The following is a 19149-nucleotide window of genomic DNA, read 5'->3' as shown; positions in this document are numbered from 1 at the left end:
AATCGGCGCCCTGTGCGCGCGGGTCGGACATCATACAAAAAAGCCCCGCGCCTGCGAACCCCGCCAAGCAGGACTCGGACGGGGGGCTTGTTCATAGATGCGGGTTAGGGATGCGCCAACAGCTCGGTCAGCTCACTGACCTGAGCGATTTCACGCATGTCTTCCGGCATCCCGTGGATGCTCAGGGCCTTGCCGGCCGCCTGTGCATCGCGGATAAAGCACAGCAGCAACGACAAACCGACACTGCTGGACTTGGTCACCGCCGAGCAATCGACCACCAGCGCCGCAGCCTTGCTGGCCTTGATCAGCGCCTTGCCCTGCTCGCGCAGGCCAGGGCCGGTGCGGTAATCCAGCACACCACTGAGTCGCAGCTCGCCCGCTTCGTCCATCTGGACTGCCGACTCACTCATTGGGCTGACTGCTCTGGCTTCTTGTCGGTGGCTTCCTTGGCCTTGGCGACTTCCCCGGCCCAACCATTGATGGTCTTGTCCAGGTCGTTGCCATTGCGCTGCATCGCATCGGCGAACTGATCGCGGAACAGCTTGCCAATGTTGATGCCGTTGATGATGACGTTACGCAGTTTCCACTCGCCGTTGATCTTTTCCAGCGTGTAGGACACTGGGTAGATCGCGCCGCTGCTGCCCTTGACGGTCATGCCAACGCTGGTACGGTCGCCCGACTCGTCTTTGGCCGGTTCAACGGTGATGCCCTGGTTGTTGTACTCAAGCAAGGCATTGCCATAGAACTGGAACAGGCCCTTCTTGAAGTTTACTTCGAAGGTTTTCATCTGCGCAGGCGTAGCTTTCTTCGAGTATTTGACCGTCATGATGCTCTTGGAAATACCCTCGGCATCCACAACCGGCCCGACGATGTTGTCCAGCGCCGTATAGAAGTCCTGCGGGTCCTGCTTGTACTTCTCTTTGTTTGCCGCCAGGTCCGCGAGCATACGGTTGGTTGTGTCCTGCACCAGATCGTGCGCCGAAGGCGCCGCTACGGCATGGGACACCAACGGAAACACCGCGAGCATTACCAACAGGCCACGTCGCAAGGTAGAGATCATTTAACTGTTCCTCATTTAGCTTCTTTGCTAACGGTATTGAGCAGGAATTTACCGATCAGGTCTTCGAGCACCAGCGATGACTGCGTGTCATGGATGGTTCCACCATCCTTGAGCAGGGTGTCTTCCCCGCCCACGCTGATACCGATGTACTTCTCGCCCAACAGGCCAGCAGTCAGGATAGATGCAGTGGAGTCCGCCGGCAGATTATCGATGCGTTTTTCCAGCTGCATGGTCACCCGACCGGTGAAACTGTCGCGATCCAGATCGATGGCCGTGACCTTGCCGATGGTCACACCGGCCATGGTCACCTTTGCTCTGACCGTCAAACCGGCGATATTGTCGAAGTAGGCGTAAAGTTTATATGTGTCGGTGCTCGGAGTCGGGGACAGGCCACTGACCCGCAACGCCAACAGGAGCAAAGCCAGGATGCCAGCCAGCAAGAAAAGGCCGACACCGATTTCCAGGGTGCGGTTTTGCATCAGAAATCTCCAAACATCAAGGCGGTCAGAATAAAGTCCAGGCCGAGTACTGCCAACGAGGCATACACAACGGTCTTGGTAGTGGCACGACTGATCCCCTCGGAAGTGGGTTCGCAGTCATAGCCTTGGAATACGGCGATCCAGGTCACCACAAAGGCAAAGACAATGCTTTTGACGATCCCGTTGAGCACGTCATCGGTGAACGTCACACTGTTCTGCATGTTCGACCAGTAGGAACCTTCGTAGACTCCCAGCCAGTCGACCGCCACCCACGAGCCGCCCCAGATCCCCACCACGCTGAAAATCATCGCCAGCACCGGCAGGGAAATGAAACCGGCCCACAAGCGTGGCGCGATGATGTACTTGAGCGGGTCGACCCCGATCATTTCCAGGCTGGACAACTGCTCGGTGGACTTCATGTTGCCGATTTCGGCGGTCAACGCCGAACCTGCGCGCCCGGCGAACAGCAAGGCGGTCACCACCGGCCCAAGTTCACGCAGCAGCGTCAGGGCAACCATCTGCCCGACAGCCTGTTCTGAACCATAGCTGGAAAGAATGTTGAAGCCCTGCAGCGCCAGCACCATGCCGATGAACACCCCGGAGACCACGATGATCACCAGGGACATCACGCCCACCGAATGCAACTGCTTGACCAGCAGCCCGAAACCGCCACCGATGCCGCCCCGACCAAGCAAGGCATGGAACAGGAACAAGCTCGAACGCCCGAACACCGCCAACACATCGATGCCGGCCTGGCCGAAGCGACGAACGCGTTCTATCAATGAAATTCTGCGCATCAGCGCTTCCCCAGAAGATCTGCGCGGTAATCCGTCGCTGGAAAGTGGTACGGAACCGGGCCGTCGGGTTCACCGGTCATGAACTGGCGAATGCGCGGTTCATCCGAGTTCATCAATTCGTCCGGCGTACCCTGCCCCAACACCTGACCATCGCCCACCACATAAATGTAATCGGCAATGCTCGCGGTCTCGGCCAGGTCGTGGGATACCACGATGCTGGTGATGCCCAGCGCATCGTTGAGCAACCGGATGAGCCGCACCAGAACGCCCATTGCGATGGGGTCCTGGCCGACAAAGGGCTCGTCGTACATGAGGATCTGCGGGTCGAGCGCAATCGCCCGAGCCAGCGCAACACGGCGTTTCATGCCGCCGGAAAGCTCGTCGGGCATCAGTTCGATGGCACCCCGCAAGCCCACGGCCTGCAGTTTGAGCAGAACGATGTCGCGGATCATCTCTTCCGGCAGTTGCGTATGAACCCGCAGCGGAAACGCGACGTTCTCGAAAACATCGAGGTCGGTAAACAGTGCGCCGCTCTGAAACAGCACGCCCATATGCTTGCGCGCATCGAACAGGTCGCTGCGCGACAGCTTCGGCAGGTTCTGACCGTTGACCCAGACTTCGCCCTTGGTGGGCCGCAACTGGGCGCCCATCAGACGCAAGAGCGTGGTCTTGCCACACCCGGAAGGCCCCATGATGCCGGTGACCTTGCCGCGCGGGATACGGATATCGACATTATTGAAAATGCTGCGCGCACCGCGCTTGAAGGACAGTCCCTTCAGCTCGACCGCGTAGGCGTTATCGGCACTCATCTAAACTCCTTGCGATGCAGCCTCTCACTCGGACGCCTGGCTTTCTCACGAAAGCACATACCTCCCGGGCAGGCCGAACTGGCGGCGAACTATATCACTGCAAAGGCTGCGCGCCCAAGACCAAAGCCAGGTCATGTTCAACTGCATCACAGGTAGAAAGCCCCGTTTAGAAGGTTTCCGGCAACAAGGATGACAATGCGCTACGAACAAGCGTGAGGGATTCGATCATAACCGCTATAATCGCCGCCTTTTCATCAGGCTATACGATTTCTGACATGAGCCAATCCAGCGACCTGATTCAATCAGCACAACGCACCATCCGCCTCGAGGTAGAAGCCGTGCAAGGCCTGGTACCCCATATCGACGCAGATTTCGTACGCGCTTGCGAGATGATTCTGGCCAGCAAAGGTCGCGTGGTCGTGGTCGGCATGGGCAAGTCGGGGCACATCGGCAACAAGATTGCCGCGACCCTGGCCAGCACCGGCACCACGGCGTTTTTTGTGCACCCGGCTGAAGCCAGCCACGGTGACATGGGCATGATTACCCGCGACGACATCATTCTGGCGCTCTCGAATTCGGGCTCCACCAATGAAATCGTGACCCTGCTGCCACTGATCAAGCGCCTGGGCATTCAGTTGATCAGCGTGACCGGCAACCCTGACTCGCCGCTGGCCAAGGCCGCCGAGGTCAACCTGAATGTTCACGTCGAGCACGAAGCCTGTCCATTGAACCTCGCCCCCACCTCGTCGACCACTGCCGCCCTGGTCATGGGCGACGCCCTGGCTGTCGCGCTGCTGGAAGCCCGTGGCTTTACCGCCGAAGACTTCGCATTTTCCCATCCCGGCGGCGCCCTGGGCCGACGCCTGCTGCTGAAGGTGGAAAATGTCATGCACGCAGGGCAAGAGTTGCCGCAAGTACAGCGCGGCACCCTGCTGAAGGACGCGCTAATGGAAATGACCCGCAAAGGCCTGGGCATGACCGTGATCCTGGAAGCCGATGGAAAGCTGGCCGGGATCTTTACCGACGGTGACTTGCGTCGCACGCTGGACCGTAGCATCGACATCCATAGCGCCACCATCGACCAGGTCATGACTGCACACGGCAAGACTGCCCGCGCCGAGATGCTCGCCGCCGAAGCGCTGAAAATCATGGAAGATCATAAAATCAACGCGCTGGTCGTGGTCGACCGCGAAGACCGCCCGGTCGGTGCCTTGAACATGCACGACTTGCTGCGTGCAGGAGTAATGTAATGAGTGCGGACCTGCTGCAACGCGGCAAACAGATCAAGCTGGCGGTGTTCGATGTCGATGGCGTGCTGACCGATGGGCGCCTGTACTTCCTCGAAGACGGCAGCGAATTCAAGACGTTCAACACCCTCGACGGCCAGGGCATCAAGATGCTGATGGCTGCCGGCGTGCAGACGGCCATCATCAGTGGCCGCAAGACCCCGGTGGTCGAACGGAGAGCCAGAAATCTCGGAATCCCGCATCTGTATCAGGGACGCGAAGACAAACTGGTGGTACTCGACGAGCTACTGGCCCAACTCAACCTGAGCTATGAACAGGTGGCCTACCTCGGCGATGACCTGCCGGACCTGCCGGTGATTCGCCGCGTCGGCCTGGGCATGGCGGTGGCCAATGCCGCCAGCTTCGTGCGTGAACACGCTCACGGCATCACCCTCGCCCGTGGCGGTGAAGGTGCCGCTCGCGAATTCTGCGAATTGATCCTGCGCGCCCAGGACCGCCTCGACGCGGCCAATGCGGCGTACCTGTGAGCCCATTATGCTGAGCAAAAAGTTTCGCAACACCCTGATGTACAGTTGCATCGCAGCGATATTCGCCGCGGTTGGCTACTGGAACATCAGCCCGGAACGCTTCCTCGACAAGCCGGCAACGCCGGTCGATGAAAGCGCGATCGACTATTACGCCATCAACGCTCACAGCGTGCAGTACCTGCCCGACGGCAAGCTGCAATATGATCTGGTGTCCGACAAGGTCGAGCACCTGAAAGCGACCGAGGTGACATTGCTGACCAACCCCGACCTGAACGTGTTCCGCGGCACTGAATTTCCGTGGCACGTCCAGAGCTTGCACGGCGAGGTCAATCCTGATGGCACACAGGTCGAACTGATCGATGACGTGCGCATCACGCGCTTCGACGAGAAAAACCGTAAAACCCTGATCACCAGCACCCGCATGACCGTGTTCCCGCAGCAGCAATATGCGCAGACCGAGCAAGACGTTAGAATCGACGGCGCTGGCGGTGTATCGACTGGCAAGGGAATGAAAGCGTATTTGAAAGAAAGCAGGATACACCTGCTATCGAACGTAAGAGGACAGTATGAGGCTCGTTAAAACCCTCCCGATTTTGCTCAGTCTGGGCGCAGCACTGGGAAGCGTGAGCGCCTGGGCTCTGCCGGAAGATCAACAGCAGCCTATCCGCATTCAGGCCGACGACGCCCAACTGGACGACAAGCAAGGTATTGCTACCTATAAGGGTGACGTGATCATCACCCAAGGTTCGATGAAGGTGACAGGCAACACCGTTACCATCACCCGCACCCCGACTGGCGACATTGACGTAGTGACCTCGGTGGGCAACCTGGCGTACTTCGAGCAGTTGCAAACGGCTGGCGATACCAAGCCTGTTCAGGGTTGGGGCGTGACGATCCAGTATCACGCCGCGCAAAATCGCGTCGTACTGATCGACAAGGCCAAAGTTGTCGACAAGGACAACAACGTCACCCAAGGCGAGAAAATTGTCTACGACACGAACAAGAAGCTCGCCAGCGCCGGTCGCGCCACAGGCAGCAAGGTCACCGAGGCGCGCCCGCGTATCGACATGGTGATCCAGCCGAAGAAGAAAACCGACGAGAAAAAGGCCCAGTAATGGCAACTCTGAAAGCTCAGCATCTGGCAAAGAGCTACAAGAGCCGCCAGGTCGTGCGTGATGTCAGCCTGTCCATCGACAGCGGCCAGATCGTCGGCCTGCTTGGCCCGAACGGCGCCGGCAAGACCACCTGCTTCTACATGATCGTCGGCCTGGTGCAAGCCGACCAGGGCCGCGTCCTGATTGATGACCTGGACGTCAGCCACCAGCCGATGCACGGTCGCGCAAAGGCCGGTATCGGCTACTTGCCGCAGGAAGCATCGATCTTCCGCAAACTGTCGGTGGCCGACAACATCATGGCCATCCTCGAGACCCGCAAGGAACTCGACAAGGCAGGTCGTCGCAAGGAGCTGGAAAGCCTGCTGCAGGAATTCCACATCAGCCACATCCGCGACAACCTGGGCATGAGCCTGTCCGGTGGCGAGCGCCGTCGCGTGGAAATCGCCCGCGCCCTGGCCACCAACCCGAAATTCATCCTCCTCGACGAACCCTTCGCCGGCGTGGACCCGATTTCGGTCGGCGACATCAAGCAGATCATTTACCACCTCAAGGCCAAAGGCATTGGCGTGCTGATCACGGACCACAACGTTCGTGAAACCCTGGATATCTGTGAAACCGCCTATATCGTCAATGACGGCCAACTGATCGCCGAAGGCGACGCAGAGACCATCCTGGCCAACAACCTGGTCAAGGAAGTGTACCTGGGCCACGAGTTCCGCCTGTAATCGCTGAGCCGTGCCCGGGCAGTTGCCCGGGCACCTGACCAGCCACTCACCGGCGCCTCGTGCCGACAAGCGTGGTCAGCCCTCAACAAGGGCAGCGCAGCAACACAGCTTTATAGTTTTTTATTGTTACAGCGCTCTAGGCAAACCCTTTAGTTTCAGGCATATAATTTGCTTAAGTTTGGCGCCCCGGCGCCCTGTAGTGGATGGCGCATGTGCGCCGGCGAATAAGGTGTTAAGCCCCAGCCATGAAACCATCGCTAGTCTTGAGAATGGGCCAGCAGCTGACGATGACACCGCAGCTGCAACAGGCCATCCGCCTGCTCCAATTGTCGACCCTGGACCTGCAACAGGAAATCCAGGAGGCCCTGGAGTCAAATCCGATGCTCGAACGCCAGGAAGAAGGCGACGACTTCGACAATTCCGACCCCTTGGCCGACAACGCCGAACAAAAGCCCAACACTGACATCCAGGAGCCCTCCTACCAGGAAAGCGCCCCGACGGTTGATAACCTCGATGAAGGTGACTGGAACGAGCGTATCCCAAACGAACTCCCCGTCGACACCGCGTGGGAAGACGTTTACCAGACCAGCGCCAGCAGCCTGCCCAGCAATGATGATGACGAGTGGGACTTCACCACCCGCACCTCGGCCGGCGAAAGCCTGCAGAGCCATTTGCTGTGGCAACTGAACCTGGCCCCGATGTCCGACACCGATCGCCTGATCGCCGTGACCCTGATCGACTGCATCAACAATCAGGGCTACCTGGACGAAACCCTAGAGGAAATCCTCGAAGCCTTCGACCCGGAACTGGACATCGAACTGGACGAAATCGAAGCCGTCCTGCACCGCATCCAGCAATTCGAGCCCGCCGGCATCGGCGCCCGCAACCTGGGCGAATGCCTGCTGCTGCAATTGCGCCAGTTGCCTGCCAAGACCCCTTGGCTGGCCGAGGCCAAGCGCCTGGTCACCGATTACATTGACCTGCTGGGCAGCCGCGATTACAGCCAGTTGATGCGTCGCATGAAGCTCAAGGAAGACGAGCTGCGCCAGGTCATCGAACTGGTCCAGAGCCTCAACCCGCGCCCGGGCTCGCAAATCGAGTCCACTGAAGCCGAGTACGTCGTTCCTGACGTCATCGTGCGCAAGGACAACGAGCGCTGGCTGGTGGAGCTCAATCAGGAGTCGGTGCCACGGCTGCGGGTCAACGCCCAGTACGCAGGTTTCGTGCGCCGCGCCGACACCAGCGCCGACAATACCTTCATGCGCAATCAGTTGCAGGAGGCCCGCTGGTTCATCAAGAGCCTGCAAAGCCGCAATGAAACCCTGATGAAGGTTGCCACCCAGATCGTCGAGCATCAGCGCGGCTTTCTGGAGTACGGCGACGAAGCCATGAAGCCGCTGGTCCTGCATGACATCGCCGAAGCGGTCGGCATGCATGAATCGACGATTTCACGGGTGACCACCCAGAAGTTCATGCACACCCCCCGGGGCATTTATGAACTGAAGTACTTTTTCTCCAGTCACGTAAGCACCTCCGAAGGCGGCGAATGCTCGTCCACGGCGATCCGGGCGATCATCAAAAAACTGGTTGCCGCGGAAAATCAGAAAAAGCCGTTGAGTGACAGCAAGATCGCTGGTTTACTGGAGGCACAAGGCATTCAGGTGGCTCGCCGCACCGTCGCCAAGTACCGCGAATCCCTCGGGATCGCGCCTTCGAGCGAACGCAAGCGGTTGATGTAGAGCCACGCCACAGCGTTCCAGTGGTAGATCATCTGATCTACCGCTTTATGCACTGGCAACGAAGGAGAAGCTGTATGCAAGTCAACATCAGTGGACACCAACTGGAAGTGACCGAACCTCTTCGCACCTACATCGGCGAAAAACTCGAACGATTGGAGCGACATTTCGACAAGATCACTAATGTGCAGGTCACGATGACCGTCGAAAAACTGAAGCAGAAAATCGAAGCCACGCTGCATATTCCCGGGAATGAAGTGGTCGCCAACGCGGAGCATACCGATATGTACGCCGCGATCGACGCACTCACCGACAAGCTGGATAAACAACTCAAAAAGCATAAGGAAAAGACCCAGAGCCTCCTCCAGGGCGCAACCGGTCGTTAACACTCCCTACCCATGATCCGACTTGAAAGTATCCTGACCCCCGGCCGTTCCCTGGTGAACGTGCCGGGAGGCAGTAAAAAGAAAGCCCTCGAACAAATTGCCAATCTGATCGCCCGCGAAGTGCCGGCCCTGGAGATGCAAGATGTCTTCGAGGCACTGATTGCCCGTGAAAAACTCGGCTCCACCGGGTTTGGCAATGGCATCGCCATTCCACATTGCCGTCTCAAGGGCTGTGTTTCGCCCATCAGTGCATTGATGCACCTGGACGCCCCTATCGATTTCGACGCCATCGATGGCGCGCCGGTTGACCTGCTGTTCGTGCTGCTGGTCCCGGAAGCCGCCACCGATGCGCACCTTGAGCTGCTGCGACAGATCGCCAGCATGCTCGACCGCAAGGAAGTTCGCGAAAAGCTGCGTAGTGCTGCAAGCAACGAAGCCCTGTATCAGGTTGTCCTGGACGAGCAGAACGGTCAGTAATCATGCGCTTGATCATCGTCAGTGGCCGTTCCGGCTCAGGTAAAAGTACCGCCCTCGACGTTCTTGAGGACAACGGCTACTACTGCATCGACAATTTGCCAGCCGGCTTGCTGCCGGAGCTGGCCGAACGCGCCCTGGTTCATACCGAGCTGTTACAGCCGCTGGTCGCCGTTTCCATTGACGCGCGCAACCTGCCCAGCCACCTGTCACGCTTCCCCGAGCTGCTCGAAGAAGTCCGCAGCCGCCACATCCAGTGCGATGTGCTGTATCTGGACGCCGACGAAGAAACCCTGCTCAAGCGCTTCTCGGAAACCCGCCGACGTCACCCACTGAGCAACGCCAACCGCTCGCTGGCCGAAGCCATCAGCGTCGAGAGCGACCTGCTCGGGCCGATTGCCGACCTCGCCGATCTCAAGATCAACACCACCAGCCTGAACCTGTACCAGTTGCGTGACGCCATCAAACTGCGTCTGCTGAATCAGCCCGAGCCGGGCACTGCGTTCCTGGTGGAGTCCTTCGGGTTCAAGCGTGGCATGCCGGTGGACGCCGACCTGGTGTTCGATGTGCGCTGCCTGCCCAACCCTTACTGGAAACCGGAATTGCGCGAGCAGTCCGGGCTCGACCAACCGGTTGCCGACTATCTGGCTGCACAGCCGGATGTCGAAGAGATGTTCCAGGACATTTCCACATACCTGCTAAAGTGGCTGCCTCGTTTTGCCGCCAGCAACCGCGCCTACGTCACCATTGCCATTGGCTGCACTGGCGGACATCACCGTTCCGTCTACCTGACCGAGCGTCTGGGGCAGGCGCTGCAAAAAACCCTGAAGAACGTCCAGGTCCGCCACCGCGACCTCAGCTAAAGGATTCACATCGCGATGCCTGCTCTGGAAATCGAAATCATCAATAAGTTGGGCCTGCACGCTCGCGCTTCTGCAAAATTCGTTGGGGTGGCGGGTCAGTTCCCGTGCCAGATCCGGGCCGGCCGTACGCCAGAGTCCATGGTCGATGGCAAAAGCATCATGGCGATGATGATGCTGGCCGCCGGCAAAGGCACCACGATCCACTTGAGCACAGAAGGCGAGCAGGAACAGGAAGCGCTGAATGCGCTGGTGGCGTTGATCAACAATTTCTTCGACGAAGGCGAGTAACCTGTGGCGAGGGGGCTTGCCCCCGTTGGGTGGCGAAGCCGCCCCAAAAAACTGCAATCGAGATTCAACGTGGATCCTGTGTTCGCCGGATTTACGACTGCTACGCAGCCGAACGGGGTAAACCCCCTCGCCACAAAGGCTCTTTGCCACAAATAAAGCCAGCGCCGTATCCATCACCATCATCAAACAGAACCCCATCAGCAGCCCAAGGCTGGCAAGCTGGTCATGATCATTGCCGCGCGATTCGGGACTGACTTCGCGCCCCCCCAGCAGTATCGCCCCCCGCCAGTAGCTCGCTCCCACAGGAGGACCTGTGTTGTGGTCAATAAAAAAGGCGCACTCCCATTGGGTAGCGCGCCTTTTTGTACAGCGGCCCTGGCTTAGCTGCCCGCCACCGTCATCCGCTCGATCAGCACCGAACCGGTGCGAATGTTGCTGCGCAACTCAAGATCATTACCCACGGCAACGATCTGTTTGAACATGTCGCGCATGTTCCCGGCGATGGTCACTTCCTGCACCGCAAACTGGATTTCACCGTTCTCGACCCAGTAACCCGCCGCACCACGGGAGTAATCGCCGGTCACCATGTTTAGGCCCTGCCCCATCAATTCGGTCACCAGCAAACCGCGCCCCATGCGCCGCAGCAAGGCGGCCTGGTCTTCGTCGCCATGGGTGACGAACAGGTTGTGCACGCCGCCGGCGTTGGCCGTGCTCGGCATGCCGAGCTTGCGGCCGGAATAGGTGCCGAGGATGTACGACACCAACTCGCCTTTTTCGACGAACGGTTTTGCGTAGGTTGCCAGGCCATCGCCATCGAACGCCGCACTGCCCAATGCCTGCATCAGATGCGGACGCTCGTCGATGGTCAGCCACTCAGGAAACAGCTTCTGCCCGAGGGTGCCCTCAAGGAAGGAAGACTTGCGATACAGGCTGCCGCCGGAAATCGCCGACAGGAAACTACCGAACAGCCCCCCGGCCAACTCTGCGGAAAACAGCACCGGCACCTCGCAAGTCGGCACCGGACGTGCGCCCAGACGGCTTGCCGCCCGTTGAGCAGCGCGCTGGCCGATGCTGACCGGGTCGGCCAGCAGATTGCCCTGGCGGTTCACGTCGTACCAGTAATCGCGCTGCATCTGGCCATCGGCCTCGGCGATCATCACGCAGCTCAAGCTGTGACGAGTCGACGCGTAACCGCCGATAAACCCGTGGCTATTGCCATAAACGCGGCAGCCCTGATGGGTGCTAAGGGTGGTGCCGTCGGCGTTCTTGATCCGGCTGTCGGCGGCAAACGCCGCGGCTTCGCAGGCCAGGGCCTGTTCGATGGCTTGTTCCGGAGTGATGTCCCATTGGTGGAACAGGTCGAAATCCTGAATATCCCGCGCCATCAGCGCGGCATCCGCAAGGCCCGAGGCTTCGTCTTCCGAGGTGTGCTTGGCGATGGCCAGTGCAGCGGCGACTGTTTCGCGAATCGCCTCCGGTCCACTGGCCGAGGTGCTGGCGGAGCCTTTGCGCTGGCCAACGTACAAGGTGATGCCGAAACCCTGATCGCGGTTGAATTCAACGGTTTCGACTTCACGCTGGCGCACCGTGGTCGACAAGCCCTGCTCCAGGGACACTGCCACTTCACAGGCACTGGCGCCCTGGCGTTTGGCTTCAGCGATGATCTGCTCGACTTGTTCCTGCAGTGCCGGCAACGCTTGTGGGCCGACGCTTTCAACTGCACTCATGCTGTTCTCCACTCAAATTCTGCTTTCGGTAACGGTCATCGAGCGACCGGGCCGGACAAGCGGCCCCCGACTGGTTATCATGGCGGCGTTTCTTTGCGGACGGCCACCATGGTTGATTCTTACGACGACTCCCTCGATACGGGAGAAAAAAGCAAATCCCAGGTTAAACGCGAGCTGCATGCTCTGGTTGACCTTGGCGAGCGCCTTACAACACTCAAGCCTGACTTGCTGGCAAAACTGCCCTTGACCGACGGAATGCGTCGGGCTCTGGCCGATGCGCCCAAGCACACCGCGAACATCGCGCGTAAACGGCACCTTCAGTTCATCGGCAAACTGATGCGCGATCAGGACACTGCCGCCATTCTGGTTCTGCTCGATCAACTCGATGCCTCCACCCGTCAATACAACGAACGCTTCCATAACCTGGAGCGCTGGCGCGATCGTCTGATCGCCGGCGACGATGCCGTTCTGGAAAAATTCGTCGTCGACTACCCGGACGCGGACCGCCAGCAATTGCGTTCCCTGATCCGTCAGGCCCAGCATGAGCTTGCGCAAAACAAGCCTCCTGCTTCCAGCCGTAAAATCTTCAAGTACATCCGTGAGCTGGACGAGACTCAACGCGGTCTGCGTTAATTCTCGAATCGGGTGAGCTGCCTCGCAGCTCACCCGCAGCCTCACCTCTTACGAGCCCGTGCCACCCACGGTGATCGCATCAATCTTCAGCGTTGGCTGGCCGACACCCACCGGCACCGACTGCCCATCCTTGCCACACGTGCCCACGCCGCTGTCCAGCGACAGATCATTACCAACCATAGACACCTTGCTCATGGCTTCCGGCCCGTTGCCGATCAGCGTCGCGCCTTTGACCGGAGCAGTGATCTTGCCGTCCTCGATCAGGTACGCCTCGCTGGTGGAGAACACGAACTTGCCGCTGGTGATGTCCACCTGACCGCCACCCAGGTTGGCGCAGTAGATGCCGCGCTTCACCGAGGCGATGATTTCCGCCGGGTCGCTTTCGCCGGCTAGCATGTAGGTGTTGGTCATGCGCGGCATCGGCAAGTGCGCGTAGGATTCGCGACGACCGTTACCGGTGCGCGCCACGCCCATCAGGCGGGCGTTGAGCTTGTCCTGCATATAGCCTTTGAGCACGCCGTTTTCGATCAGCGTGGTGCACTCGGTCGGCGTGCCTTCGTCATCGACGCTCAACGAGCCACGGCGACCGGCCAGGGTGCCGTCATCGACAATGGTGCAAAGCTTCGACGCAACCATCTCACCCATGCGCCCGCTGTAGGCCGAACTGCCCTTGCGGTTGAAGTCGCCCTCCAGACCATGACCAACGGCTTCGTGCAACAGCACGCCCGACCAACCGGAACCGAGCACCACCGGCAAGGTACCGGCCGGTGCCGGGATGGCTTCGAGATTGACCAGCGCCTGGCGCAACGCTTCACGGGCATAGCCCATGGCGCGGTCTTCGCCGAGGAAATAACGGTAATCGGTCCGACCACCACCGCCATGACCGCCACGCTCGCGGCGACCGTTCTGCTCGACGATCACGCTGACGTTGAAACGCACCAGCGGGCGCACATCCGCCGCCAGGCCGCCGTCGGTGGAAGCCACCAGAATCCGCTCCCAGACACCGGCCATGCTCACGGTGACCTGCTGGATGCGCGGGTCGAGGGCGCGGGTCGCGGCGTCGACTCGCTTGAGCAAATCGACCTTCTCGGCACGGGTCAGCACTTCCAGGGGATTGTCCGGCGCATACAACTGCGCGACATCCTGGCTGGTGAATGCCTGTACGGTGCCGTGTTGTCCGGCCCGGGAAATCGAACGGGCGGCACGCGCCGCCGCGCCAAGGGCTTCCAGGGTGATGGCATTGCTGTAGGCAAAGCCGGTTTTTTCGCCCGATTGCGCGCGCACGCCCACACCTTGGTCAAGGTTGAAGCTGCCTTCCTTGACGATGCCGTCTTCCAGCGCCCAGGACTCGGAAATCTGCCCCTGGAAATACAGGTCGGCCGCATCGATGCCCGGCCCGGCCAGATCGCCGAGCACGCCTTGCAGGCTCTCGATCGTGACGCCACCGGGCGCCAGCAGGTGTTCACTGACTGAGGACAACAACTCGCTCATATGCTTTACGCCTTAAATTCGTCGTTCTGATGCAGGTCGCTGGGCGCCCTGCGAGAAAAAGCGCCGGTGACTGGACACCGGCATCCGCGCCCTGATGGACGCCTGTTCGCTGCTGTCGCGTTCGGCCAGCAGCACGGCCTCGCCTTGATCCTGTTGTGCCAGCACACGCCCCCACGGGTCGACGATGGCGGCATGCCCGAAGGTTTCCCGCGGCCCCGGATGCGTCCCGCCCTGGGCAGCCGCGAGCACGTAACATTGCGTCTCTATGGCTCGCGCACGAATCAGCACATCCCAATGCGCCGCGCCGGTGACCGCCGTGAAGGCCGAAGGGGCAGTAATCAGCTCCGCGCCGGCCGCGCGCAATTCACTGTACAGTTCCGGGAAGCGCAAGTCGTAACAGACCGTCAGGCCAACCCGCCCAACCGGTGTGTCCGCCACCACGACCCCACTGCCATAAGCATAGTCATCGGATTCCCGATAACGGCCGCGATTGTCGGCCACGTCGACGTCGAACAGGTGCAGCTTGTCGTAGCGCGCCACCGTTTCGCCCTGGTCATCGACCAGCAACGAACAGGCATGCACTTTGGCCGTTGGCTGATCCACCGGCGGCAACGGCAATGTGCCGGCCACAATCCATAACTTGAGGTCGCGTGCGGTCTGTTTCAACCACGGCAGGATCGGGCCTTCGCCCAGTGCTTCGGCGCGCCCGATGTCGGCAATGTCACGCCGGCCCATGGCGGCGAAGTTTTCCGGCAATACGGCCAGTTTCGCGCCACCGACGGCCGCTTGCTCGAGCAGCCGACGGGCCTGGGCCAGGTTGGCCAGCACATCGCTCTGGCTGACCATTTGAATCACCGCTACAGACATGGCGCACTCCTGGAATCGTATGCGGCCATGCTACTCCATAGACTTGCCGAGCGCCTTTTCAAAAGGATCTCAAAAAGCCTTGTCGAAGATGATTTTCGGTTCTTTCCACGGCCCCTGGACGGTGTACTTCACACTGGCGAAACGGGAGACGCGGTCACCGATCAGCTTGTCGATCAGGAACAGCGCCCCGCCGACCGCGGGTGCACCGACGATCAGTGCGGCAATCGGCAGGTTGTTGGTCACCGGCAAGGTCACCATCAGTTTCGCATCGATCTGATCGGCCACCATGTCCAGGGTGCCGTCGAGTTCAATAGTGCTCGACGGACCCGTCAGCCGAATTGGCTCACGGGTGACGTACACACCATTGGTCCCGACCAGCAGCCCCTTCACCCGGTCATAACTCAGACCTTTGCCGAACAGGTCGGAGAAGTCCAGGCGCAGGCGCCGGCCGATGGAGTTGAAGTTGAGCAAGCCAAATACCCGCAACGCCTGGGCACTGCCCTCAACTTCGACGAACTGGCCCTGATTGAGCGTCGCATCGAGCGAGCCGGAGAAACGCTTGGTCGCCACCCAGGCCGGCGAGCCGGGCCAGCGGCCATCGACATCCATATAGAAGTCCTGGCTGGTGACGCTCGGTGCAAAACCCCAGCCCTTGAGCACGTCGGCCAGGTTCTTGCCGCTGATGCGGCCCTTGTACCAGCTGTTGCTGGCACCCGGCACACCCTCCCAGCCACCGCTACCCACCAACAGCATGCCCTTGAGGCCCAAATCCAGGGAGTTGAACACGATGCCCTTGGGCGTCGGACGAATCTTCAGCGACCAGCCCCCCACCAGATCCTGGCCCTGGAATAGCCGATTGATGATGATGTCCATCGCGGGGATTTTCGTCGGGTCCACCGACGCCAGTGGATCCGGCGAGTTTTCATCGGCCAGCACGGTCGGGTCCGGTGCAGGCAGGCGCACGGTTTGCAGATTGATCGTGATTGGCGTGGCCTTCGAATCGGGAAGGCTGGCGCTGCCCTTGATCTGCTGGCTGTCGAGTTGCAGCGCCCAGGCGGAAGGCTTGCGCGTCAGCTGGATCGAGGCCTGATCGAGTGTGGTACCGATACCGCTGAGCTTGCCCACCTTGAAATCCGCGCCGCTGAGCAATTGCTTGGCACTTCCGCCGGGGTCCTGTCCGGCGTATTTATCCACCAGGTCCTTCCACGGGCCAACGTCCAGCTCCGACAGCACGCCCCGTATCCGCAGGCCTTTGGTGCCAGGCAACACGGCCTCGCCGCCACCGAGGAACAAGTCCCCGCGACCATCGGCGAAATTGTTGGCCGGGGCCGCGAACATGAAACTCGCCAGGTCCCCGTAGTTGAGCCAATAGCGCCGCTCGTCGCCCTGCAAGGTCATGCGGAACGTTGTGTCGCGCCCAGTCTCGGAGGTCATGCCGAACGGTGCAGGCAAATCGACGGCCACGCCCCTGAGGTTGGAATTGACCCTCAACTGGCTGTCGGCGCCGTCCAGGGTCAGTTGCAGTTGATAAGGGATTACGCCACTCACCGGCAGAGGCTGGGTCACCTTCAGCCAGTCGGTCAGTTTCTTGACCTCGACCTGCCCTGACGCGGCCACCCGGGTATTGAGCTTGCCCGGGCTGCCATCGGCAAAAATCTGTGCAGTGACGGGCTTGTCGAACGCCCGGGCGCTGATGTTCTGCCCGCTCAGGCCTTTGCCGCTATCGAAGCGGAAATCACCTTTGAGCTGGGTCAGTTCCAGCACAGGTTCGGCCAGTTTCAAGCGTGCCTTGGCGGTCTTGAAATCGACGAGGATCTTCGGCTCCTCGCCTTTCGCCAGGGGAATATCCAGCTTCAACTTACCCTGCAGGTCACCCTCACCTTCCCAGCCGGCAAAGGTTGCCCCGGTGCCGATCGGCGCTTCCTGGAGGATTTTCAGGCCATCGCCCAAACCGCCGGCAAATCCGCCATCGAGGAACAAATGAGAGTTCTGCCCGGCCGGCACATGGGGAATGTTGACGTAGATATCGTTGACCTGGGTGTCGAGCAACTGGCCCTTGCTGGCCAGAATCCGCACGCCGCTGTCTTCGACAAACACATCGCCGCTGACCTTGCTGACATGGGGCCAGCCCGGCTGGAAGGCCAGTTCGGCATCGTGAACCTTGAAGAACAGGCTGATGCTGCGATCGACATCCGCGGCACCGTGGTTGAGCGACCCCTGATACTGGAAGAAACCCTGATCCACCGCGCCCTTGAGAATCGCCGTGCGCAGCCATTCGTCCAGCGCCGGGCTGAGGACCGTCGGCAAGTACTTGGCGGTGTAGCGACCGTCGCCGTCCACCATGCCGACCCGCAGGTCCATGTAGTCTTCCTGGGTGTGATCGAAATGCAGGCGAATCAGGAAGTCGCCGGCGATCTTGCCTTCCTCGCCCAGCACTTTCAGATACGGCGCGATCAGGGTGAAACTTTCTTTATCGAGTTTCCAGGTCAGCCGCGCATTGGCCTGAATGTACTGCCACGGCTTGGCGAAAATCGGGTCCAGGTGCAGCATGAAATCCTTGCTGTCCATGCGCAGCTCGCCTTGCCCCAGGTCACCGCTGATGCTGCCACTGACATTCCGCGCCGCCGGAGCACCGTGATAGGCGTCGAAGCCTACCTGATCAAGGTTGGCGGCGAACCCGAACTTGCTGTCGTCAGTGGCATTGGGGCGGAAGTCGACCAGCACGTTACGCAGGCTACCCGTGACTTTGAGCCGCTCGACGACCGTGGCCAAACCTTCTGGCAACGGCGCCAGGGCGTTGAGCAGCGGGGTAAGTGGAGTGAGATCAACCCGGTCGGCTTGCAGCTGCCAGAGCTCTACGGTTTTATCAGTGGCGGCGCTTTGCGTGAGCTGCAAATGCGTCTCCCAGCGGGTCTCGCCAAGGTTCATCGCCAGGGAGTCCAGAGTCACCGACGCGCCTTTGGCACTGCGCTGGAAGTATCCATTGAGCGCCAGGTTATCGATCTGGATCGGCTTGCGCTCATCGTACGCGCCCTTGAGTTGTGGCGCGTTCAATCGCACTGCAGCGCTTTGCAAGGTGCCTTTGCCCCAGGTCACCCACAGCTCGCCGCCGGCCTTGATCTCGGAAAAACTCCACTCTTGGGTCAGACGTTCAGGCAACCACTTCGACCAGTCGCTTTGCGGCAGGCTCAGGTAGCCCTCGGCTTCACCGTCCTTCCATTCGCTGGCTCGAATACGGGTACGCAGACTCATGGCTACCGGTTGCCCGTCAGGCAGGGTCAGCCGCGCGTCGAGCCGCTGCCGCGACGCCCCGGTTTTCAGATTCAGGCCGACATAAGTCAGGGTCAGCGGCGATTCGCCAAACGGCTGCAAGGTCACCTGGCTGTCGAGCACCGACAGTTGCTGGATCATCTGCATGCGATTGAGCAGTTGTTCCGGATCGGTTGGCTGGTCCTGCTGCACCGGCAAACCTTCCAGCGCCCACTGACCGTCCTCAGCTTGCTTGAGGTTGATCTTCAGGCCACTGAATTCCAGATGAGCGATGCGTACCTGACGGGCCAACAGGCTGGCCCAAAGGTCCGGTACCGCGCGCACCTGATCCAGGCGCAAGGCATTGGCGCCCTCGCCGACCGTCACGTCGCGGGCCATCAATATGGGGGCGAATCCACTCCAGTTGCCTTCGAGCTCGCCGATCTGCAACGGCATGCCCAAGGCATCGCTGGCTTTGGTTTCGATGTCGGCACGGTACTCGGCGACTAAGGGCGTCAGCTCCCGGCCCAGGCTGACGTAGAGCGCCATCAACACCAAAACCAACGCGCACAGGCCCAGACCCCAGCGGGTCAGTGCGGCCAAAATGCGTGTCAGACGATCCATGTCAGGTGGCTCCCATGGCAAAAGTTTTGCAAAAAGCTGAGGCCAGCCCTTC

General features: G+C 60.3%; 20 protein-coding genes and 1 pseudogene. 11 read left to right on the top strand and 10 right to left on the bottom strand.

Annotated elements, in window-relative coordinates; genetic code table 11:
• Positions 1–104: 104 nt before the first annotated feature.
• Genes KGA96_RS16190 through KGA96_RS16170 form a run of 5 tightly spaced genes read right to left on the bottom strand, consistent with a single transcriptional unit; the run spans position 105 to position 3145 of the window.
• The gene (locus tag KGA96_RS16190; RefSeq protein ID WP_046040055.1) at positions 105–410 is read right to left on the bottom strand and encodes a lipid asymmetry maintenance protein MlaB; all 306 of its coding nucleotides are present in this window, start codon (positions 408–410) and stop codon (positions 105–107) included.
• On the bottom strand, positions 407–1060 hold the full coding sequence (locus tag KGA96_RS16185) for a phospholipid-binding protein MlaC (RefSeq protein WP_046040052.1): 654 nt from the start codon (positions 1058–1060) through the stop codon (positions 407–409). The genes KGA96_RS16190 and KGA96_RS16185 overlap by 4 nt, the downstream gene beginning before the upstream one ends.
• Before the next feature lie 11 nt (positions 1061–1071).
• A complete protein-coding gene (gene mlaD / locus KGA96_RS16180) occupies positions 1072–1539 on the bottom strand; it encodes an outer membrane lipid asymmetry maintenance protein MlaD (RefSeq protein ID WP_007970271.1) in 468 nt (155 codons plus the stop codon).
• The gene (gene mlaE, locus KGA96_RS16175) at positions 1539–2336 is read right to left on the bottom strand and encodes a lipid asymmetry maintenance ABC transporter permease subunit MlaE (RefSeq protein ID WP_046040051.1); all 798 of its coding nucleotides are present in this window, start codon (positions 2334–2336) and stop codon (positions 1539–1541) included. The genes mlaD and mlaE overlap by 1 nt, the downstream gene beginning before the upstream one ends.
• Positions 2336–3145: an ATP-binding cassette domain-containing protein gene (locus tag KGA96_RS16170; RefSeq protein WP_008001295.1), complete on the bottom strand. Its 810-nt coding sequence runs from the start codon at positions 3143–3145 to the stop codon at positions 2336–2338. The genes mlaE and KGA96_RS16170 overlap by 1 nt, the downstream gene beginning before the upstream one ends.
• Before the next feature lie 275 nt (positions 3146–3420).
• On the opposite strand from KGA96_RS16170, the gene KGA96_RS16165 reads away from it, so the two are divergent.
• The 10 genes from KGA96_RS16165 (at position 3421) to KGA96_RS16120 (ending at position 10506) form a co-directional block, all read left to right on the top strand.
• Positions 3421–4395: a KpsF/GutQ family sugar-phosphate isomerase gene (locus KGA96_RS16165; protein WP_223513610.1), complete on the top strand. Its 975-nt coding sequence runs from the start codon at positions 3421–3423 to the stop codon at positions 4393–4395.
• Positions 4395–4919 (top strand): KdsC family phosphatase, encoded by a 525-nt coding sequence (locus KGA96_RS16160; RefSeq protein WP_007970265.1) that lies wholly within the window; start codon positions 4395–4397, stop codon positions 4917–4919. The genes KGA96_RS16165 and KGA96_RS16160 overlap by 1 nt, the downstream gene beginning before the upstream one ends.
• Before the next feature lie 7 nt (positions 4920–4926).
• Positions 4927–5499 (top strand): LPS export ABC transporter periplasmic protein LptC, encoded by a 573-nt coding sequence (gene lptC / locus KGA96_RS16155; RefSeq protein WP_223513732.1) that lies wholly within the window; start codon positions 4927–4929, stop codon positions 5497–5499.
• Positions 5486–6034, top strand: coding sequence for a lipopolysaccharide transport periplasmic protein LptA (gene lptA, locus KGA96_RS16150; RefSeq protein ID WP_046040049.1), 549 nt, complete (start codon positions 5486–5488; stop codon positions 6032–6034). Before lptC ends, lptA begins: the two co-directional genes overlap by 14 nt.
• Positions 6034–6759: an LPS export ABC transporter ATP-binding protein gene (gene lptB / locus KGA96_RS16145; protein ID WP_046040048.1), complete on the top strand. Its 726-nt coding sequence runs from the start codon at positions 6034–6036 to the stop codon at positions 6757–6759. Before lptA ends, lptB begins: the two co-directional genes overlap by 1 nt.
• 245 nt (positions 6760–7004) lie before the next feature.
• On the top strand, positions 7005–8498 hold the full coding sequence (locus KGA96_RS16140) for an RNA polymerase factor sigma-54 (protein ID WP_015093497.1): 1494 nt from the start codon (positions 7005–7007) through the stop codon (positions 8496–8498).
• A 74-nt stretch (positions 8499–8572) separates the two neighbouring features.
• Entirely contained in the window at positions 8573–8881 is a 309-nt protein-coding gene (gene hpf, locus KGA96_RS16135; RefSeq protein ID WP_007941242.1) for a ribosome hibernation-promoting factor, HPF/YfiA family, read from the top strand.
• A 12-nt stretch (positions 8882–8893) separates the two neighbouring features.
• A complete protein-coding gene (gene ptsN / locus KGA96_RS16130) occupies positions 8894–9358 on the top strand; it encodes a PTS IIA-like nitrogen regulatory protein PtsN (protein WP_008046148.1) in 465 nt (154 codons plus the stop codon).
• 2 nt (positions 9359–9360) lie between these two features.
• A complete protein-coding gene (gene rapZ / locus KGA96_RS16125; RefSeq protein WP_046040044.1) occupies positions 9361–10218 on the top strand; it encodes an RNase adapter RapZ in 858 nt (285 codons plus the stop codon).
• Positions 10219–10233: 15 nt separating this feature from the next.
• Positions 10234–10506 carry an HPr family phosphocarrier protein gene (locus tag KGA96_RS16120; RefSeq protein WP_046040042.1) on the top strand — a complete coding sequence of 91 codons (273 nt, stop codon included), beginning with the start codon at positions 10234–10236 and terminating at the stop codon, positions 10504–10506.
• Between the two features lie 159 nt (positions 10507–10665).
• Here KGA96_RS16120 and KGA96_RS16115 read toward each other — a convergent pair.
• Positions 10666–10812, bottom strand: a pseudogene (locus tag KGA96_RS16115) (ZIP family metal transporter); the annotation flags it as partial.
• Between the two features lie 74 nt (positions 10813–10886).
• Positions 10887–12233 (bottom strand): metalloprotease PmbA, encoded by a 1347-nt coding sequence (gene pmbA, locus KGA96_RS16110; RefSeq protein ID WP_046040040.1) that lies wholly within the window; start codon positions 12231–12233, stop codon positions 10887–10889.
• 108 nt (positions 12234–12341) lie between these two features.
• Between pmbA and yjgA the strand changes: the two genes are divergently transcribed.
• Positions 12342–12866 (top strand): ribosome biogenesis factor YjgA, encoded by a 525-nt coding sequence (yjgA, locus tag KGA96_RS16105; RefSeq protein ID WP_008046139.1) that lies wholly within the window; start codon positions 12342–12344, stop codon positions 12864–12866.
• 48 nt (positions 12867–12914) lie between these two features.
• Here the strand turns inward: yjgA and tldD are convergent, their stop codons facing one another.
• From tldD to KGA96_RS16090, 3 genes are all read right to left on the bottom strand, one after another.
• Positions 12915–14357, bottom strand: a complete 1443-nt coding sequence (gene tldD / locus KGA96_RS16100; protein WP_046040036.1) for a metalloprotease TldD — start codon at positions 14355–14357, stop codon at positions 12915–12917.
• 12 nt (positions 14358–14369) lie between these two features.
• Positions 14370–15224: a carbon-nitrogen hydrolase family protein gene (locus tag KGA96_RS16095; RefSeq protein WP_046040034.1), complete on the bottom strand. Its 855-nt coding sequence runs from the start codon at positions 15222–15224 to the stop codon at positions 14370–14372.
• Between the two features lie 69 nt (positions 15225–15293).
• Positions 15294–19097, bottom strand: a complete 3804-nt coding sequence (locus KGA96_RS16090) for a YhdP family protein (RefSeq protein ID WP_223513608.1) — start codon at positions 19095–19097, stop codon at positions 15294–15296.
• Positions 19098–19149 lie beyond the last annotated feature (52 nt).

The sequence above is a fragment of the Pseudomonas sp. GL-R-26 genome (assembly GCF_019947365.1).
GTDB lineage: Bacteria > Pseudomonadota > Gammaproteobacteria > Pseudomonadales > Pseudomonadaceae > Aquipseudomonas.
This window is presented reverse-complemented; position numbering and strand designations above follow the sequence as displayed.

What these genes read in the sequence shown, in the direction of transcription:
- KGA96_RS16190 (WP_046040055.1), bottom strand. Translation starts at nt 410, where the DNA reads ATGAGTGAGTCGGCAGTCCAGATGGACGAAGCGGGCGAGCTGCGACTC.
- KGA96_RS16185 (WP_046040052.1), bottom strand. Translation starts at nt 1,060, where the DNA reads ATGATCTCTACCTTGCGACGTGGCCTGTTGGTAATGCTCGCGGTGTTT.
- mlaD (WP_007970271.1), bottom strand. Translation starts at nt 1,539, where the DNA reads ATGCAAAACCGCACCCTGGAAATCGGTGTCGGCCTTTTCTTGCTGGCT.
- mlaE (WP_046040051.1), bottom strand. Translation starts at nt 2,336, where the DNA reads ATGCGCAGAATTTCATTGATAGAACGCGTTCGTCGCTTCGGCCAGGCC.
- KGA96_RS16170 (WP_008001295.1), bottom strand. Translation starts at nt 3,145, where the DNA reads ATGAGTGCCGATAACGCCTACGCGGTCGAGCTGAAGGGACTGTCCTTC.
- KGA96_RS16165 (WP_223513610.1), top strand. Translation starts at nt 3,421, where the DNA reads ATGAGCCAATCCAGCGACCTGATTCAATCAGCACAACGCACCATCCGC.
- KGA96_RS16160 (WP_007970265.1), top strand. Translation starts at nt 4,395, where the DNA reads ATGAGTGCGGACCTGCTGCAACGCGGCAAACAGATCAAGCTGGCGGTG.
- lptC (WP_223513732.1), top strand. Translation starts at nt 4,927, where the DNA reads ATGCTGAGCAAAAAGTTTCGCAACACCCTGATGTACAGTTGCATCGCA.
- lptA (WP_046040049.1), top strand. Translation starts at nt 5,486, where the DNA reads ATGAGGCTCGTTAAAACCCTCCCGATTTTGCTCAGTCTGGGCGCAGCA.
- lptB (WP_046040048.1), top strand. Translation starts at nt 6,034, where the DNA reads ATGGCAACTCTGAAAGCTCAGCATCTGGCAAAGAGCTACAAGAGCCGC.
- KGA96_RS16140 (WP_015093497.1), top strand. Translation starts at nt 7,005, where the DNA reads ATGAAACCATCGCTAGTCTTGAGAATGGGCCAGCAGCTGACGATGACA.
- hpf (WP_007941242.1), top strand. Translation starts at nt 8,573, where the DNA reads ATGCAAGTCAACATCAGTGGACACCAACTGGAAGTGACCGAACCTCTT.
- ptsN (WP_008046148.1), top strand. Translation starts at nt 8,894, where the DNA reads ATGATCCGACTTGAAAGTATCCTGACCCCCGGCCGTTCCCTGGTGAAC.
- rapZ (WP_046040044.1), top strand. Translation starts at nt 9,361, where the DNA reads ATGCGCTTGATCATCGTCAGTGGCCGTTCCGGCTCAGGTAAAAGTACC.
- KGA96_RS16120 (WP_046040042.1), top strand. Translation starts at nt 10,234, where the DNA reads ATGCCTGCTCTGGAAATCGAAATCATCAATAAGTTGGGCCTGCACGCT.
- pmbA (WP_046040040.1), bottom strand. Translation starts at nt 12,233, where the DNA reads ATGAGTGCAGTTGAAAGCGTCGGCCCACAAGCGTTGCCGGCACTGCAG.
- yjgA (WP_008046139.1), top strand. Translation starts at nt 12,342, where the DNA reads ATGGTTGATTCTTACGACGACTCCCTCGATACGGGAGAAAAAAGCAAA.
- tldD (WP_046040036.1), bottom strand. Translation starts at nt 14,357, where the DNA reads ATGAGCGAGTTGTTGTCCTCAGTCAGTGAACACCTGCTGGCGCCCGGT.
- KGA96_RS16095 (WP_046040034.1), bottom strand. Translation starts at nt 15,224, where the DNA reads ATGTCTGTAGCGGTGATTCAAATGGTCAGCCAGAGCGATGTGCTGGCC.
- KGA96_RS16090 (WP_223513608.1), bottom strand. Translation starts at nt 19,097, where the DNA reads ATGGATCGTCTGACACGCATTTTGGCCGCACTGACCCGCTGGGGTCTG.